General features: G+C 42.9%; 15 protein-coding genes. 10 read left to right on the forward strand and 5 right to left on the reverse strand.

Going from position 1 to position 17,671, the window contains the following annotated elements:
* Window positions 1-91 precede the first annotated feature (91 nt).
* From Q0Y52_RS16985 to Q0Y52_RS17020, 8 genes are all read left to right on the forward strand, one after another.
* The gene (locus Q0Y52_RS16985) at window positions 92-823 is read left to right on the forward strand and encodes a SapC family protein (protein WP_297823723.1); all 732 of its coding nucleotides are present in this window, start codon (window positions 92-94) and stop codon (window positions 821-823) included.
* 27 nt (window positions 824-850) lie between these two features.
* The gene (locus tag Q0Y52_RS16990) at window positions 851-1,882 is read left to right on the forward strand and encodes a cupin-like domain-containing protein (protein ID WP_297823724.1); all 1,032 of its coding nucleotides are present in this window, start codon (window positions 851-853) and stop codon (window positions 1,880-1,882) included.
* Window positions 1,883-1,904: 22 nt separating this feature from the next.
* Complete coding sequence (locus tag Q0Y52_RS16995) at window positions 1,905-3,389, forward strand: tryptophan halogenase family protein (protein ID WP_297823725.1); 1,485 nt, start codon at window positions 1,905-1,907, stop codon at window positions 3,387-3,389.
* A 3-nt stretch (window positions 3,390-3,392) separates the two neighbouring features.
* Window positions 3,393-4,940 (forward strand): tryptophan halogenase family protein, encoded by a 1,548-nt coding sequence (locus Q0Y52_RS17000; RefSeq protein ID WP_297823726.1) that lies wholly within the window; start codon window positions 3,393-3,395, stop codon window positions 4,938-4,940.
* A gap of 24 nt (window positions 4,941-4,964) precedes the next feature.
* A complete protein-coding gene (locus tag Q0Y52_RS17005) occupies window positions 4,965-6,302 on the forward strand; it encodes a gluconate:H+ symporter (protein ID WP_297823727.1) in 1,338 nt (445 codons plus the stop codon).
* A 43-nt stretch (window positions 6,303-6,345) separates the two neighbouring features.
* Window positions 6,346-6,819 carry a GNAT family N-acetyltransferase gene (locus Q0Y52_RS17010; RefSeq protein WP_297823728.1) on the forward strand — a complete coding sequence of 158 codons (474 nt, stop codon included), beginning with the start codon at window positions 6,346-6,348 and terminating at the stop codon, window positions 6,817-6,819.
* 408 nt (window positions 6,820-7,227) lie between these two features.
* Window positions 7,228-7,923 (forward strand): pirin family protein, encoded by a 696-nt coding sequence (locus tag Q0Y52_RS17015; RefSeq protein WP_297823729.1) that lies wholly within the window; start codon window positions 7,228-7,230, stop codon window positions 7,921-7,923.
* A 136-nt stretch (window positions 7,924-8,059) separates the two neighbouring features.
* Window positions 8,060-9,076 (forward strand): pirin family protein, encoded by a 1,017-nt coding sequence (locus Q0Y52_RS17020; protein ID WP_297823730.1) that lies wholly within the window; start codon window positions 8,060-8,062, stop codon window positions 9,074-9,076.
* A gap of 256 nt (window positions 9,077-9,332) precedes the next feature.
* On the opposite strand, the gene Q0Y52_RS17025 is transcribed toward Q0Y52_RS17020, so the two are convergent.
* From Q0Y52_RS17025 to Q0Y52_RS17035, 3 genes are all read right to left on the reverse strand, one after another.
* Window positions 9,333-9,524 (reverse strand): hypothetical protein, encoded by a 192-nt coding sequence (locus Q0Y52_RS17025; RefSeq protein WP_297823731.1) that lies wholly within the window; start codon window positions 9,522-9,524, stop codon window positions 9,333-9,335.
* 289 nt (window positions 9,525-9,813) lie between these two features.
* Window positions 9,814-10,488, reverse strand: coding sequence for a nitroreductase family protein (locus Q0Y52_RS17030; RefSeq protein WP_297823732.1), 675 nt, complete (start codon window positions 10,486-10,488; stop codon window positions 9,814-9,816).
* Window positions 10,489-10,557: 69 nt separating this feature from the next.
* A complete protein-coding gene (locus Q0Y52_RS17035) occupies window positions 10,558-12,162 on the reverse strand; it encodes an ABC-F family ATPase (RefSeq protein ID WP_297823753.1) in 1,605 nt (534 codons plus the stop codon).
* A gap of 99 nt (window positions 12,163-12,261) precedes the next feature.
* Here Q0Y52_RS17035 and Q0Y52_RS17040 point away from each other — a divergent pair, with 99 nt between their 5' ends.
* Window positions 12,262-14,556, forward strand: a complete 2,295-nt coding sequence (locus Q0Y52_RS17040) for an acylase (protein ID WP_297823733.1) — start codon at window positions 12,262-12,264, stop codon at window positions 14,554-14,556.
* 94 nt (window positions 14,557-14,650) lie between these two features.
* Here the strand turns inward: Q0Y52_RS17040 and hutG are convergent, their stop codons facing one another.
* Both hutG and hutI read right to left on the reverse strand, forming a co-directional pair.
* Entirely contained in the window at window positions 14,651-15,607 is a 957-nt protein-coding gene (gene hutG / locus Q0Y52_RS17045; RefSeq protein WP_297823754.1) for a formimidoylglutamase, read from the reverse strand.
* A 5-nt stretch (window positions 15,608-15,612) separates the two neighbouring features.
* Complete coding sequence (hutI, locus tag Q0Y52_RS17050; protein ID WP_297823734.1) at window positions 15,613-16,824, reverse strand: imidazolonepropionase; 1,212 nt, start codon at window positions 16,822-16,824, stop codon at window positions 15,613-15,615.
* A gap of 110 nt (window positions 16,825-16,934) precedes the next feature.
* On the opposite strand from hutI, the gene hutC reads away from it, so the two are divergent.
* Window positions 16,935-17,666, forward strand: a complete 732-nt coding sequence (gene hutC / locus Q0Y52_RS17055; protein WP_297823735.1) for a histidine utilization repressor — start codon at window positions 16,935-16,937, stop codon at window positions 17,664-17,666.
* Window positions 17,667-17,671: the final 5 nt, after the last annotated feature.

Raw genomic sequence — 17,671 nt, forward strand, 5'->3', positions numbered from 1 at the left:
TTCACTCTTATTCGTTGCGTCGGTATTTCTGGCAATGCTAGTATAAATAAAGCGTAATTCGATAAAAACAACCAGTAAAGTGAAACATGCTATGAGTAAGGCAACGGTCTTAAACAATGTCGATCATAAAAGTTTAAAGGTTGATACTCGACCTGAATCAAATGATAACAACCAAGTAAACCGTTCATTGGTGCACGCTACGGAAATAAGCGAACTGCACAAAGAATTTCCTTTGGTATTTTACAAACACCCAGGCACTGAACAGTTACAATTACATGCCATCCTCGGTCTTGAAAAAGACGAAAATCTATTTATTAGCCAAAGCGGCTGGAACACTCGCTTTGTACCTGCACTATTGGCCAGAGGCCCTTTTAGTTTGGGTTATAAAAAAGTACTAGAAGAAGGTGAGTCACCAAAAGATCCGGTTATCTGCATCGACACCGACGATCCCAGAGTCAATACTGAACAAGGTGAAGATATTTTTCTGCAATTTGGTGGGGAAGCGCCTTACCTCGAATATGTCAAAAAAGCATTGCAAACCATTGATAGCGGAATACAGTTTGATAAAACGCTGTTTACTCTGGTTGAGTCAATGGACCTATTGGAACCCGTGTCGATTCAAATCAAACTCAGTAATGTAGAAGAAATAAATTTTAGCGATTATTATACAATTAACCAACAGAAATTGACTACATTGGCTGGCGAAAGTCTGAGCAAACTCAATCAATATGGGGTGCTGAGTTTGTTGTATTTTGTGCTCTCTTCAATGGGTAATTTCCAACAGCTAATCGCACTCAAAAATGCAAAGTCGGCAATGTTTTAACGCTCTTCGAAATAAGGCACAGCCTGCGTGATAAAAAAACAAAATAAAGTAAAAGTACTGGAAGGCATAACGCCAGATTGCATTCCCTTTGATGAGCTGTTTGCACAGGAACAACCTGTCATTTTAAAAGGGCTGGTTAAGGATTGGCCTTTGGTCAAAGCGGGGCAACAATCACCTGACAAAGTAATGGAACAATTAGAACAGCATGACAGTCAACGTCCGATGCTAGTTTACAAAGGGCCACCTGAAATAAAAGCACGCTTTGGTTATGACAAATCTTGTACGGGCTTTAACTATTCCAGTGAGCGAACTACCATTGTTGAGGTGTTTAATGCCATTCGCAGTCAATTGACGCAGCAACAGCATGATTACTTCTATATCAATTCACTTAAGTTAAACGAAGGTTTTCCTGCGTTAAGTGAGAGCCATAACCTGACTTTTGAGCATCCCGAATTCACGCAGAATCAGCCAGTTGCCAAAATCTGGTTAGGCACAGAATCTGTTGCTGCGGCCCATTTTGATCAGCCCAAAAATATCGCTTGTTGCGTGGTGGGCAGACGACGTTTTACCTTGTTTGCTCCAGAGCAAGTGCACAATTTATATCCTGGGCCATTAACCCCAACACCTGGTGGGCAAGTGGTCACACTGACAGATCTAAGCAAACCAGACTTCACACGTTTTCCACGTTTAAAACAGGCCCTAGAAAATGCCTATGTTGTCGATCTTGAACCAGGGGACAGCTTATATTACCCGAGTATGTGGTGGCATGAAGTCGAGGCTTTTGATCGCTTCAATGCGATGATTAATTTTTGGTGGATGACGGTTCCACCTTACTTGGGTAATCCAATGGATGCGTTAATGCATGCCATGCTCAGTGTAAGAGACCGCCCGTCAAGTGAAACGGCAGCATGGAAAGCGTTATTTGACTACTACATTTTTGCCGACCCTGATCAGGTCCGAGACCATTTGCCGCCACAGAGCCATGGGGCATTGGCAACCATGGACCATAATTTAAGTAGGCGTTTGCGCGCAATGTTGCGTAACAATTTAAACCGCTGAAGATAAGAGACAAAATATAAACATGAATGCAAAAACTAAAGTCGTAGTAGCAGGGGGCGGAACAGCGGGCTGGTTAACGGCATTTAGCCTGGTCACTCGTCTCGGTAAGCTATTGGACATCACCCTGGTCGAGTCTGACCAAATTGGCACAGTGGGAGTGGGAGAAGCCACCATTCCTACCATGCGCACATTTCATGGCTTAATCGGTATTGATGAAAAGGAGTTTATGGCTGCCACCCAGGCCACCTTTAAATTGGGGATACAGTTTGATAACTGGGGCCAACAGGGTGACAGTTTTTTCCACTCTTTCGGTGAAATCGGTCAACGTTCCTGGATGGCTGAATTTCATGAATTCTGGATGGAAGCTAAAGCCCAGGGTTTTGGCGGTAGCTTGGATGAATATTGTCTCGAATTAAAAGCCGCCAAAGCCAATAAATTTTCCACCATGGTTGGTAAGAAACCGGTTAACTTTGCTTATCATATGAATGCTACAGCTTACGCTGCCTATTTACGGCAGAAAAGTGAAAAAGCCGGTGTCAAACGTATAGAAGGTCGTATCAAGCAAGTACAAAACGATGAAGCAGGTAATATTTCATCGCTCCTATTGGAGGATGGCGAACCAGTATTAGGCGATGTGTTTATTGACTGCACTGGCTTTCGAGGATTACTCATTGGCGATAATTTGGATGTGGGGTATGAAGACTGGAGTCATTGGCTGGCCGCCGATAGTGCCATTGCGGTGCAAACGCAGGCAGTAGAAGCTCCTCGTCCTTATACTCGAGCCATCGCTCATTCAGCAGGGTGGCAATGGCGTATTCCTCTGCAAAATCGAGTGGGTAATGGCATTGTGTATGCCAGTCAGTTTCTGTCTGATGATAAAGCCCAGGACACTTTATTAGCCAATCTTACCGGTCAAACAATCACAGAGCCACGGCAACTTCGTTTTAAAACAGGTAGGCGTAAAAAAGCGTGGCATAAAAACTGTATTGCCATTGGACTGTCTAGCGGGTTTTTAGAGCCATTAGAATCAACCAGTATTCATCTGGTCACCACTGCAATACTTCGACTCATGAAGTTATTTCCTTTTGGTGGCAATACAACCATGCTGGCAGAACAGTTTAATCGTGAGGCTCAGTTAGAACTTGAGACAGTTCGTGATTTTGTTATTTTGCATTATCACCAGACTCAACGTAATGACAGTAAGTTTTGGGATCATTATCGCACTATGGCAGTGCCTGACTCTCTTGTGCATCGCATGGCAATGTTTCGTGAAAATGGTTATGCATGGCCTGATGATGTGGGTTTGTTCCGAGTAGATTCATGGGTACAAGTCATGATGGGGCAGGGGCTGATGCCCAAGCAGCACCATGATGCAGGCCGTGTTTTGCCAGCAGATGGATTGAAGCAACAAATGATGACCCTAAGAAATATGATCGATAACGCTGTTTCGCAAATGCCGGCGCATGGAGATTTTATTCAACGCTATTGCCCTGCTCAGGATAGGTAAAATATGAAAACGAGGGTAGTGATTGTTGGTGGTGGCACGGCTGGTTGGTTAACCGCCGGTATTATTGCTGCAAAACATTGCGCAGGAAAAATCACTGAAAACACCTTAACCCAAGAAACTGAAGTGATTCTGGTCGAGTCACCTGACGTTAAAAATTTGGGGGTAGGTGAAGGAACTTGGCCTACGATGCGCGATACCTTGCGCCAAATAGGTATATCTGAACGCACCTTTCTGTCTTGTTGCGATGCTAGTTTTAAGCAGGCGTCCAAATTTGTTGATTGGTCGGACGGTGAAAATGAACATTACTACCATCCGTTCACAGCACCAGTTGGTTATGGTGCAGTGAATATAGCTGAGCATTGGTCAGCGACAGCTAAAGACATTGATTTTGAAAGCTGGGTGTGTGCGCAGGGCACTATTTGCAAACAAAATTTAGCACCTAAAACCCCACAAATGCCTGAATATGCTTTTGCTTTGAACTATGGCTACCACCTGAATGCGGGGAAATTTGTAAAAATGCTGCACCAGCATTGTGTTGACAAGCTTGGCGTACAATACATTCAAGGGCATGTAGAGCATGTACTCCCGGCAGAGAATGGTGATATTGCATCGATTGTATTAGTCGGTGGTGAACATATTGAGGGTGATTTATTCATAGATTGCAGTGGTTTTGCTGCCATATTGATTGGTCAACATTATGAGATCCCATTTATATCGAAACAGCATATTTTGTTTAATGATACTGCACTGGCGTTGCAGGTAGATCACGCTTCAGATGAGGTGCCTATAGCGTCGTGTACAGTGGCAAGCGCGCAAAAAAGTGGCTGGGTTTGGGACATTTCTCTGCAAAATAGACGGGGTATTGGTCATGTGTTTTCCAGTGACTTTACCGATGATAAGCAAGCAGAACAGGCGTTACTTAAATACGTGCATAATGATCCCTTTCTTGCCAAACAGAAATTAAGCCCTCGGAAAATCAAATTTACCCCAGGCCATAGAGAAACTTTCTGGCATAAAAACTGTGTGGCGATTGGTGTTTCGGCGGGATTTGTAGAGCCCTTAGAAGCCACCGCCTTGGTGTTGATTGAAAAGTCAGCTGAGTGGATCAGTCAACAGCTTCCTCGTGAGCGAGGTGCTATGACGGTGCTGGCAAAAAGATTTAATCTGCTTACCTTTCAGCGATGGCAAGAAATAATCGACTTTTTGAAGTTGCATTATGTACTCACAAGCCGCCAAGATAGTGAATATTGGCGAGCCCATCAACAATTAGACTCTATTCCTGAAAGTCTGCAAGACGCGTTGTCTTTATGGCGAACTCAAGCGCCGGGTCTGTATGAATCGAACCAGCGTTTGGAATTATTTTCGTCTGCCAGTAAGCAATACGTGCTTTATGGAATGGACTTTCACACCGCTAGGGAACAATGTAATTTGGGGGGGCAAGAAGCGTCAATGGTAAAACGATTGCGTAATGAAACCCTGCATACCACCGAAAAATTGCTCAGTGCATTACCTTCAAATCGACAATTCTTAAGTGGTTTAAAGAAAGTATAAGGCAAACATAATTAAGGTATTTTTATGGATATGAGTTTGTTTTTTGTGGCGGGAGCGGGAATAGCCTTATTACTGTTTCTTGTTATCACCCTTCGAGTACCCGCTTTTTTAGCCTTGTTGATCACCAGCTTGTTGGTTGGGCTTGGTTCTGGACTGGAACCGGAACATGTTCTCAACTCCATTAAAAATGGTATGGGTGGTACGTTGGGGTTTGTGGCCATTGTGGTAGGGCTGGGGGCTATTCTCGGTCAGATACTAGAAAGCTCTGGCGGAATTGAACGCATTGCTGGCAGCTTAGTGCGTTCTTTTGGCCCTGAAAAAGTGCAATGGAGTTTAGGTATCACAGGCTTTATTGTCGCGATACCGGTTTTTTTTGATGTGGCATTTATCATACTGGCACCCTTGTTATACGGGCTGGCAAATCGTTCTGGGCGCTCACTTTTATACTACGCCATTCCGTTGTTAGCAGGGTTGGCTATCACCCATAGTTTTATCCCGCCAACACCAGGACCTATTGCCGTGGCTGAATTGATTAATGCCGACTTGGGCTGGGTTATTTTGTTTGGCGCATTAACAGGGATCCCTGCCATGATTATCGCAGGCCCATTGTTTGGCAAATTCATTGCAAAAAGAATATTTATCGCTGTTCAGGATGCACATAATACCCAAGACAAGCCTTCTGATGTGTCTTCCCCAAGTTTTGCCTGGGTGGCTTCCATTATCTTATTACCGCTACTGCTCATAATGTTAGCGACTACCGCGCCTTTTGTACTGCCTCAAGATAGTCACTTATTAGCCACACTTAAATTTTTAGGACATCCATTCGTAGCCTTAACGATTGCCACTATATTGGCAATGTTAATTGCCCACACAAAATGTGATTTAAGTCGACACTCACTGCTTAATATTGCTAATAAAGGGTTAGAGCCGGCTGGTGTCGTTATTCTGATTACTGGGGCTGGTGGGGCATTTAAACAGGTATTGATTGATTCTGGAGTAGGTCAAATGTTGGCTTCGGTGTTTATTGAAGCACAATTTTCAGTGCTTATTTTAGGGTTCTTAATTGCCGCTATAACCCGTATTGCGCAAGGTTCAGCAACGGTAGCCATGATCACGGGAGCCGGTCTCATCGCACCGGTTTTAGAGTTGCAACCTTTGTCTGCTGCGATGTTAGGTTTATTAGTGATTGCCATTTCATCAGGTGCAACCATTCTTTCACATGTCAATGATTCGGGTTTTTGGCTGGTAAGTCGTTACCTTGGCATGAGTGAGAAAGACACACTAAAGTCCTGGACAGTAATGACCACCTTGATCTCGTTGACAGGATTAGCCAGTTGCCTGCTGATATCCCTGTTTCTGTAAGTGACATTAGGCAAATTATAAACAACTCACATTGTGGAAAACTATGAATATTCGAACCGCTACTGAACACGATATTGACTCCATCGCACAAATATATTCGAAGTGCTTTGTACATGAACGCGATCACTTGGTATGGATAACGTCATCGTTCAATTCATTCCCCCGTGGTGTGTATTATGTAGTGGAACAGCAAGGTGTGATTGCCGGCTATATCCTGTGGTGTGTGAAAAATGGCTTTAGAGAGGCCACTATCATTGAACTTGAACAGATTGCTGTAGACCCTCAATACGGTGGTACTGGATTAGGGCGTAGTCTCATTACAGACTCGTTCGAAAAATTCAAACAGCATGTTGAAGATACTGGCCACAAAGTAGGCGCGGTGATGGTGACTACCACTGAAGGTCATTATGCAGAAAATTTGTATATATCTACTTTAAACGTGTCCAGAGCAGCAATATTGTGTGGATATGCATCAGGAAACGAAGTGATTTTATACAATAATTCAATTGAAGCTTGAGTAGCTGACTTTTCCGGTGAAGGGTAACTTTAAATCGTTTTCCACCACAAAGTGAACTGTTTGATATGCCTTTATATCTGGCAAGATACCCATAACCCAACGCAGTCTGTAATATGCTTATCTAGATAATTTATTTAACCTCAATATGTTGTCTCAACGTCACTGATATCCGTCACACTTTATTTTCTGACTTCCGTTGCTCCCGACTAAAAGATAAGTGTATTAGATATGTTGTGTGGTTTTGTGTTGCTGGGTATTTTATTTATGCGCATACAGTGCTTTGCCCAACTCAGTAGTTACTGCCACTAATTATTCTAAAAAATAGAACTAACTAAGCTAATTATTGCGTTATTTTTTGTTCAATAACGCCAGTATACTTTACTTAATAATTTAATAGAGGAAGCTAATATGTTCGTTTTAAGACAATCATCACAACGGGGCAGCGCAGATCATGGATGGTTAAAAAGCCAGCATAGTTTTTCTTTTGCAAATTATTATGACCCAGTACATATGGGCTTTTCAAAACTCAGAGTGATCAACGAAGATATTGTTCAGCTTAGCATGGGCTTTGGCACACATGGCCACCAAGATATGGAAATACTCAGTTATGTACTTCAAGGTGATATCGTCCATAAAGACAGCCAAGGAAATGTCAGGACCTTGCCCTCGGGCGAGTTTCAATTGATGTCAGCAGGAAGTGGAATTACCTATAGCGAATACAACCATTCAAACACAGGCATACTGCAATTTTTGCAAATTTGGATTGAACCCAATATAAAAGGGCAAGCGCCAGGATATCAGCAAAAAGACTTTGAACAGAATGAAGGGTTAACACATGTTATTAGTCCAAATGGGGCAAACGATACTTTGCAGGTGAAACAAGATATACATTTGTATCAATTGATTTTAAGTGCAGGACAGTCAACCCATTTAACCAGTACGCTTCCCAATCAGTATTTACATTTAATCAGCGGGAAATTAGATATCAATGGGTTTGAAATTGGGCCTGGAGATGGATTTAAGATCACCGATGAAGTAAAGCTGGTCTTTAAATCAATAGGTGAAGAGAATGTTAAAGCGTTAATTTTTGAGCTGCCTTATTGATGACCGTTTTATTGTGTTCTGATACTTGGGTTGCATCTGTAAATTTGAAATTGGAGCTTAGACAATTCGTAATGTCGGGTGGTTTTGAAGGATATGCCACTGTTGATCCGTACTAGGTTAAATAGGAATGAAAAGTATGTCGTCTGTTATTAATGTATTTGATCTAGACTTTCCTTGGCAAACTCAGGATTCCTTTTTATTTTGTGTGTTTCACAAAGATGATTTCCCAAAAGGTAACGGAAAATCTGGTCCTAAAGCGTCACTGGCTGGGCGCAATATTGGGCAAGACTTCAATTCCCTAGATGGTTGGAATATGTATCACGGTGACACTGTCCCCGGGTTTCCTGCTCACCCGCACCGCGGTTTTGAAACCATTACGGTCGTTAATGAGGGGGTAGTCGATCATGCTGATTCATTGAATGCCGCCGGTCGATATGGTGGTGGTGACACTCAGTGGATGACTGCTGGTAAAGGTGTTCAGCATTCTGAAATGTTCCCCTTGGTGAATGAAGAGCAAGATAACCCAATGGTGTTATTTCAAATCTGGATTAACCTTCCGGCAAAAAACAAAATGGTGGCACCACACTTCGCTATGTTTTGGACTAAAGATATTCCCGTTGTGGAATGTGCCGATGTCAAAGGCAAGGTCAATACTGTTAAAATTATCGCAGGGGAGTTTAATGGGTATCATTCACCCTCACCTCCACCAAAATCATGGGCTAATGATCCAGAAAATGGAGTGTGGGTGTGGAATATTAAAATGCCTAGCCATGCGCAATTTACCTTGCCAGCCTCAGGTGCAGGGCTGAACCGTGTGCTTTATTTTTATAAGGGTCAAGCAGCGACGGTTGAAAAAACGCCGATTAAATCGCAACAAGGTGTGCAGTTAATTTCAGATGCTGATGTGATATTACATTCTGCAGATGAAGCATGTGAATTCTTATTGCTACAAGGTCGCCCAATTAATGAGCCTATTGCTCGGTATGGTCCATTTGTCATGAACACTGAGCAGGAAATTCAACAAGCATTCTCTGATTACCGCAAAAACCAGTTTGGTGGTTGGCCTTGGCCGAGTCATGCCCCCGTGCATTTCGATGCCAAAGGACGTTTTGCAAAACATGCCGACGGCACATTAGAAGAGCCTGATTTTTAATCGGTGACCCAGCAGGCTTCACCTAAATCGGTTATTTTATTAGCTCTGACACTGCCAGTGATGCCTAACTAACCGCCTATAAATATTACATAAGCTTCTTTTTTAAATGTTGTTGCATGAAATTATTCGCAGCCCAAATGTCAGTTAAAGGTTGCTGCGTATTAGATTGCACATGATCGAAGGGAAAGGGACCAAACTCTGGGGTGCTAGTAAAGGTTTTTTGACCTCTATTGTTTGCAAAATTAATCACTTTTTGTCATAAATTCACATGGTTTTTTAAATGGCCTGCCCACAGTTTGTCTTGAGGATTAATGACTTGTGGGCCTTCTTCAAAACCTACTTGCCCATGAATGTGAAACACGTGTGGAAAAACACTTTCCAGACGAGATAATTGGTCACTTAAGTCAGACTCATGTACCACCATCCAGCGGCTAATATCTAAGTTCAATTTTATTTCTGGTAATGCTTTGATAATTTTTTCGGTATCGAATGTACTGAACGTGGGACTAGAACGTTGGGTTTCATGGGTAATAGTGATGTCGTATTGTTGTTCAAGTTTTAAAGCGTGTTCAAATAGAACTAAATTGTCCCTTAAGCTGAAAATATCTCGGCCTGTATGGGAATTAATAATTCAGCCTTCTGTTCAATGACACTATTAGCTTTAAATGGGGTGTTTTATTGAGTGTTCGTCACTTATTATATGCATCATTAGGAAGCAGTCAAAAAGTACTGTTATGTTACATAAAGGTGGCTATCTCATTGAGTGGCTTTTTGTTACTCGCATGGCGTGGCACAGTGGCATCTTCTGCGGGGTAACCCACAATCAACAACATATAGGGGCGTTCATTATCTGGACGGTCGCAGATTTTGGATAAAAAACTCATGGGTTTAGGTGTATGAGTAAGGGTTGCCAAGCCTGAGTGATGCAAGGCATTGATGAGAAACCCTGTTGCAATACCTACAGACTCATGCACGTAGTAGTTGCTTTGTTTATTGCCGTCTTGGTGCTGGGTATTTTTTTGACTGAAAATAGCAATGAGCCAAGGAGCATGTTCTAAATAAGGTTTATCAGCATCAGTGCCTAATGGTTTGAGCGCGTCTAACCATTCATCTCCACCACGACCTTGGTAAAAGCCTTTTTCATGCGCTTCGGCATGCTCGCGCACTTGTGTTTTAACGTTTGGTGAGTGAATAGCGACAAAATGCCAAGGTTGATGATTGGCACCATTAGGGGCAGTCCCTGCGGCTTTAATGCAGTTTTCGATGATAGTTTTAGCGACCGGACGATCACTAAATTTGCGAATACTATGGCGACGTTTGATATCAGTATAAAATGCTTCAGAGCGCACCAGCATTTCTGCTGGTGGATACTCAATAAAATCATTTAGTGGCGAAGCATCGTGAGTTTGCATGGCGCGTCTCTTTTTGTTTTTACCCACTGTATTTTATCGAGACGCCTTTTGCCAGTGGTTAACTGTAAACTACGCTACCTTTAATGCTGCTTCGCGACTCGACAAATATTCGTTGTAGGTACCTTGAAAATTAATGATTTCGTGATCTGTAATTTCAATAACCCGAGTGGCCAAAGACGAAACAAACTCTCTATCATGACTCACAAAAATAAGTGTGCCGTCGAATTTTTTGAGGGCGTTGTTTAACGCTTCAATCGCTTCCATATCCATATGGTTGGTGGGTTCGTCCATTATCAATACATTTATGTCTGACATCATTAATTTACCAAACAATAAGCGGTTTTTCTCTCCACCTGAGCAAACCTTGGCTTTTTTATTAAAATCGTCAGCCGTAAATAATAAGCTACCCAATAATGCCCGTACGGCTAAATCATCGTGTTTTGGGGTACGCCACTGTGACATCCAATCAAACAAGGTCAGATCGGTATCGAAATCAGCGGTGCTGTCTTGTGGGCAATAACCTATGCTGGCATTTTCAGACCATTTAACTACGCCACTGGTAGCTTGTAAATCATCCATTAAACAACGTAATAGGGTGGTTTTACCTGAACCATTTTCACCAATTATTGCTAGTTTTGCGCCAGCTTCTAAAATTAAGTCCGCGATGTTAAACAGAGGCTTGTCATCAAATTCATGACTCAGCTGCTCGAGGATCAATGCCTGGCGATGTAATTTTCTATGCTGTTTCAACATTATTTTGGGTGTGCGGCGACTGGATGATTTCACTTCATCTAAAGTGATTTTTTCCATTTTCTTAGCACGGGAAGAGGCTTGTTTAGCTTTTGATGCGTTGGCTGAGAAACGATTCACAAAGGCTTGTAATTCATCTATTTCAGCGCTTTTCTTGGCATTTTCTGTGTGTAATTGTTCTTGAATTAATGATGATGCCGCTTGATAAGCTTCATAGTTACCCGGATAAATGCGTAATTCGCCGTAATCAATATCGGCCATATGGGTACACACTGAATTTAAAAAGTGCCTGTCGTGAGAAATAATGATCATGGTGCATTTGCGTTCATTAAGCACCCCTCCAAGCCAATTGATAGTATAGATATCAAGGTTGTTGGTTGGCTCATCTAACAGCAAAATATCTGGATTAGAAAATAATGCTTGCGCTAATAAAACCCGTAATTTCCAACCAGGTGCTACCTGTGCCATTAATCCAAAATGATAGTGCTCAGCAATGCCGGCCTGTAATAAAATTTCACCGGCTCTTGACTCTGCTGTGTAACCGTCCATTTCAGCAAATTGGGTTTCCAATTCTGCTACATGCATACCGTCTGCTTCACTCATTTCTGGCTTTGAGTAGATAGCATCACGTTCTTGTTTGACCTTCCAAAGTTTAGTATCACCCATGATAACGGTGTCTACTACTGTGTATTCTTCAAAGGCGAACTGGTCTTGGCTCAGTGTGCCGACTTTATCTCCAGGCGTAATAGACACATTACCGGCGCTTGGCACTAAGTCTCCACTGAGAATTTTCATAAATGTGGACTTACCACAACCGTTTGCACCGATCAGTCCGTAGCGATTGCCGTGGCCAAATTTAGCCGAGATGTTTTCAAACAAAGGCGCAGCGCCAAATTGCATGGTGATATTTGCAGTAGAAATCAAAAGTAGTTCGTCCAGAAATAGAAAATTAATCGATATGTTTGCCAAATGGGTAAGCCATCAGGTAAACAAAGCCGCGCATCATACGGAAATACGATACTAATGTCGAGCCGAATTGATGATTATTTATACAGTTCGGGTATTGTTGTACTTCTTGTAAACTGCTTGTTAGCATCATGTTGCCGACAAGCTTTTAATCGATTATTTATGCCCCATCGCTTTAATTTAAAATCTATTTTTGGTGTGCTATTCATACTTTTTGTATGTGGATGTGCATCGCCACCGCCACCGCCGCCAACCATGAGCGAAATTGACCGATTAACCGCCAGAGCTGAGCGGGTCGAGATTATTCGTGATGAATTTGGGGTGCCACATATATATGGTAAGACAGATGCAGACGCTGTATTTGGTTTGTTGTATGCCCAAGCAGAAGACGACTTTAAGCGGGTAGAGCGAAATTACATTTGGGCTATCGGCAGACTGGCAGAAGTAGAAGGCGAAAAAGCCTTGTATAGTGACTTGCGTGCTCGCTTATTTATGAGTATCGAACAAGCAAAATTAGCCTATCAAAATTCTCCTGCAACACTTCAAGCTTTGTGTGATGCCTTTGCTGATGGTCTCAATTATTATTTGGCTACACATCCCAATGTGAAACCAGCTTTACTGACGCAATTTGAACCTTGGATGCCGATGTTTTTTTCTGAAGGTTCGATAGGTGGGGATATTGAACAAATTTCAGTGGAAGGCGTAGCTGCTTTTTATAGGGACAGGGCTGATCACACCGATACGCCAGATTTGGCTATGGCTGAGCCTAGCGGTTCAAACGGGTTTGCTATTTCGGGTAAGTTGACCCAATCGGGTGATGCTATGTTATTGATCAATCCCCACACCTCTTTTTACTTTCGTCCAGAAGTGCATGTGGTCAGCGAAGAAGGTTTACATGCTTATGGTGCAGTGACCTGGGGGCAATTTTTTGTTTATCAGGGATTTAACGAAAAAAATGGATGGATGCACACCTCTACCCATGTAGATTTTATGGATGAATATCTTGAAAGCATTATTGCACGTGGCGAGGATTTCTATTATCTATATGAAGGTGACGAATTGAAGGTTGATACCTCAACTGTCACCTTGAAGTATCGGGATGGCGACACGTTTAAACTGAAAACGTTTCCTACTTTTCGCACCCATCACGGGCCAGTCACGCATATGCTGAATGGGCAATGGGTAACAACAAGGATAAATTGGGATCCTGTGAATGCCTTACAGCAGTCATTCACCCGCACAAAAACCGCTAGTCATGACGAATTTCGTAATATGATGGATATGCGCACCAACTCATCAAACAACACCGTTTATGCTGATGCTGATGGCAATATCGCTTATTATCACGGTAATTTTATCCCTAAGCGCGATCCCAACTTTGATTATTCACAGCCGGTGAATGGCTCTAACAAAAAGACAGACTGGAAGGGTCTGCACACAGTCGATGAAACCATCAGCATACTTAACCCCGCTAATGGCTGGATCCAAAATGCTAATTCCACTCCCTTTACTGCTGCTGCTGAATTCAGTCCTAAGGCTGAAGATTATCCGACTTATATGGCACCCGATCCTGAAAATTTCAGAGGTATACATGCGGTTCAAGTGCTAACCGGTCAATCTGATTTTACGTTAGATAAGTTAATTGAAGTGGCTTATGACCCCTACTTACCCGGCTTTAAAACACTGATATCTGGTCTTATTACCGCATATGACAAATCAAGTAAGCCGCGCAAAGCGTTAGCTGAACCCATTAATGTTTTGCGCCAATGGGATTATCGTGTATCAGTAGACTCTGTTGCTATGTCTCTAGCACATTATTACGGTATGCAATATTTGGCACAAGGCACACGCCCTGAAGATAAAAGCTTTATGCAAATGATCGAATATTTTGGTAATGGCTCGCCGCGCTCACAGAGATTAACCATCTTTGATTCGGCAGTACAAAAGTTGACTGCAGATTTTGGGCAATGGAATACCCCTTGGGGTGACATCAACCGACTTCAAAGGCTTACAGGCGAGATTGACTTACCAGCGGATGACACACAACCGAGTATTCCCATCGGTATGGCATCAGGGCGCTGGGGTGCACTAGCTGCTTTTGGCGCACGCAGTGTCAATGGCAGTAAAAAACTTTATGGCTATCGGGGTAATAGTTTTGTCGCGGTGGTGGAATTTGGCGATAAGGTAACAGCAAAATCATTGTTGGCCGGCGGCCAAAGTGGTGATCCTGCATCGCCGCATTTTTACGATCAGGCGCAACGTTATGCCCAAGGGCAATTCAAAGATGTGGCTTATTACAAAGAAGATGTGTTGAAACGGGCTGTCGAGCGTTATCAACCGGGTAAGCGCTAATAAATTGCGTATTGCCCCTGGTCAATTATAAAAACAGCTGCTGACCTTTGAGGGTATTTTTACGCATATCTTCTTCGGGGTGGGTCTTGAGTAACTATACTAGCGAGTTAAATGTAGAGCCCAATATTTCGTAAATAAGCCTTGCTGCGAGCTTGGCGGTTCTGTTGTCAATATCATAGGTGGGATTCATCTCGGCAATATCTGCCAGGCGCCAGTTGTAGTCAAAAGCAGATTGTGACTGAGCTATCCAATGCAGCATGTTGATCACAAATTCTACTGAAATACCTAACGCGCTGGGTGCACTGACGCCAGGTGCAATACTTGCCGGAAATGCATCCAGGCAAACAGTGACATAAAGCTCATCGACTTCTTTTAACATTGGCTCAAGTAATTGTTTGGCGGCGTTAAGGTTGCAATCAATATCCAACAGATAGCGTGTTTTGGTTTGTTTGGCATAGGCAAAAAGTGCCGAGGTATTGGATGCTGCAGCGACCCCTAAACACGCATAATCAAACGGCTTCTGATGAGTTTGGCAATATTCGGCAATCTGTCTAAAAGGCGTACCTGAACTGGTTTGTTTAGAAGGATTACGCAGATCAAAGTGCGCATCAAAATTAATAATACCTATTTTTTTGTTGGGTTCAGCCCCAAGATGCTGAGTCAAACCCTGGTAACTGCCCCAAGCCATTTCGTGTCCACCTCCTAAGCCAATAACAAATGAGTGTTGATTAAGGCTTTGCGCGATTTGCTGGGCATAGTGATGTTGGGCATCGGCCAAGTGTGATGCAGCAACGATATTGCCCGCATCCCATAAACTACAGTCTGCATGCCAGGCTTGGTTGGCTAATGCATGACGTATTCCATTTGGGCCTTTTGCTGCACCTACTCGACCTTTATTGGCAGCCACACCTAAGTCACATTCAAAACCCAGTAAACTACAACTCTTGGTTTGTTTCTGGTTATTCATCACCTGATGCCATCGTAGGCCATGTTGACCCTCTTCAGTATCTTCGCGGCCTTGCCACTGGTATGTTTTATCGAGTGTTGTCATCATGCTTAACACCACTTTCCAGCAAACCACTTAGCAGAAGGTCGATGCTGGTTAATGGCATACACCAGCTCTGACGGATGTGCTATGTCCCATAAACATAAGTCTGCATCCATTCCCGCTTTAACTTGCCCCTTGTTTGGTAGGTTCAGTGCTTTTGCGGCATGAAGGGTAACACCATACAGTACCTCTTCTGGTGTCAAACCAAACAACACACTCGCCATATTCATTATGGTTAAAATGGATGCAATAGGTGAACTTCCAGGATTTAAATCGGTGGCTATGGCAATAGGCACCTTGTTAGCCCTAAGTGCCGCTACAGGCGGTTTTTGAGTTTCACTCAGATAATAAAATGCGCCGGGTAACAACACCGCAACCGTACCTGATTGTTTTAATGCGGGGATATCTTTAGGGTCTAAATATTCAATATGATCGACAGAAATAGCAGCAAATTCAGCGGCAAGTTTGGCACCCTTCAAATCAGAAAGTTGTTCAACATGAGCCTTCACATCGAGTGCGTGTGTTTGAGCGGCTGAAAAAATTTTGCGGCATTGTGTGGGTGAGAAACCAATGCTTTCACAAAATACGTCGACGCAGTTTGCTAATTGTTGTTGAGCGACAACAGGTATCACCTGATCGCAAATAAATTGTACATAGTCATCTGGACTTGAACGGTATTCTTTAGGCACTGCGTGAGCACCCAGGTAAGTGGTAACGATATTAACAGGTAAATATTCAGCAATATGTTTGGCGACTTTGAGCATTTTTAATTCGGTATGCAAGTCCAAACCATACCCCGACTTCACCTCAATACAGGTCACCCCTTCTTCTGCCAATCTTGCAGCACGCTTAATGGCACTGCTGAGGAGTGTTTGTTCAGATGCTGCTCTGGTGGCATTCACCGTACCTTGAATGCCGCCACCTTGTTGGGCTATTTCTGTGTAGGTTTTACCCTGTAGGCGTTGCTCAAACTCGTTGGCTCTATTGCCGCCATAAACAAGATGAGTGTGACAGTCAATAAATCCAGGAAGTAACCACTTATTTTCGCCATCGTATTTTTGAGTCGATTCATATGATTCTTCTGATGCATCGAATATGGCAAGTACTTTAGCGTTTTTTATGGCGACCGAAGATCCAGTGAGAATGCCATAGGTGTTGCCATTTTTTTGCATCGAAGCAATGCGCACATTGTCTATTACTACGTCACATTGCTTAGTCATAGCCTGTACCCTTTTTTTTATCTGCACATGAGTTTACTTGTACATACTTGTATATACAAGTATGTACAAGTGTATTAATATCAATTTATTCTTACATACTGAAGTGGTTGATGATGAATAATAAATCTTCGGTGCAAGCCAGATTTGTCCAAATTAAGTCTGCATTATTAGACAAAATTGAACTTGGCGACATGCGCCCGGGTGACAAAGTACTGTCAGAAAATCAGTTGGCAGCCAGTTTTGGCGTGAGTCGTATGACCGCTCGCCGCGCTTTGACCGAGTTAGTGAATGAAGGGACTTTAGCCCGTTCTCAAGGTATCGGTACCTTTGTTTCTGACAGCAGACCCATGAGTTCGATTCTTGAAATACGCAGTATAGACGACGAGATCACCCAGCGTGGGCATCGTTATTCAAACAAAGTGTTAGGTGTGGATACACTACATGCATCTGAACGACAAAGTGTGTGGTTAGGAGTGGCAGTCAACAGTGTGATTTTTCAAACTAAAGTCGTGCATATGGAAAATGGTCTGATTATTCAATTAGAAGACCGCTTGGTTAATCCTGCCTTAGCGCCCGAATATATCCAACAAGACTTTACTCAGACTACCGCCAATCATTATTTGAGCAAAGTAGCGCCTCTCACTCAGGCCGATCATTCTGTTGAAGCTATATCGCCCGATAAAGAATTAGCCGCTGTGTTGGCTATTGATATCACTCAACCCTGTTTGAAAATGAGTCGCCGCACTTATTCAAGCAAAGGCATAGTGAGTTATGCCCGTTTATATCATCCAGGTAACCGCTATCGAATTGGCGGACACCTTGATTTTCATCCTGCACATTAGGACAT

The organism is uncultured Paraglaciecola sp. (assembly GCF_943787955.1).
In the GTDB taxonomy this organism is placed as follows: domain Bacteria; phylum Pseudomonadota; class Gammaproteobacteria; order Enterobacterales; family Alteromonadaceae; genus Paraglaciecola.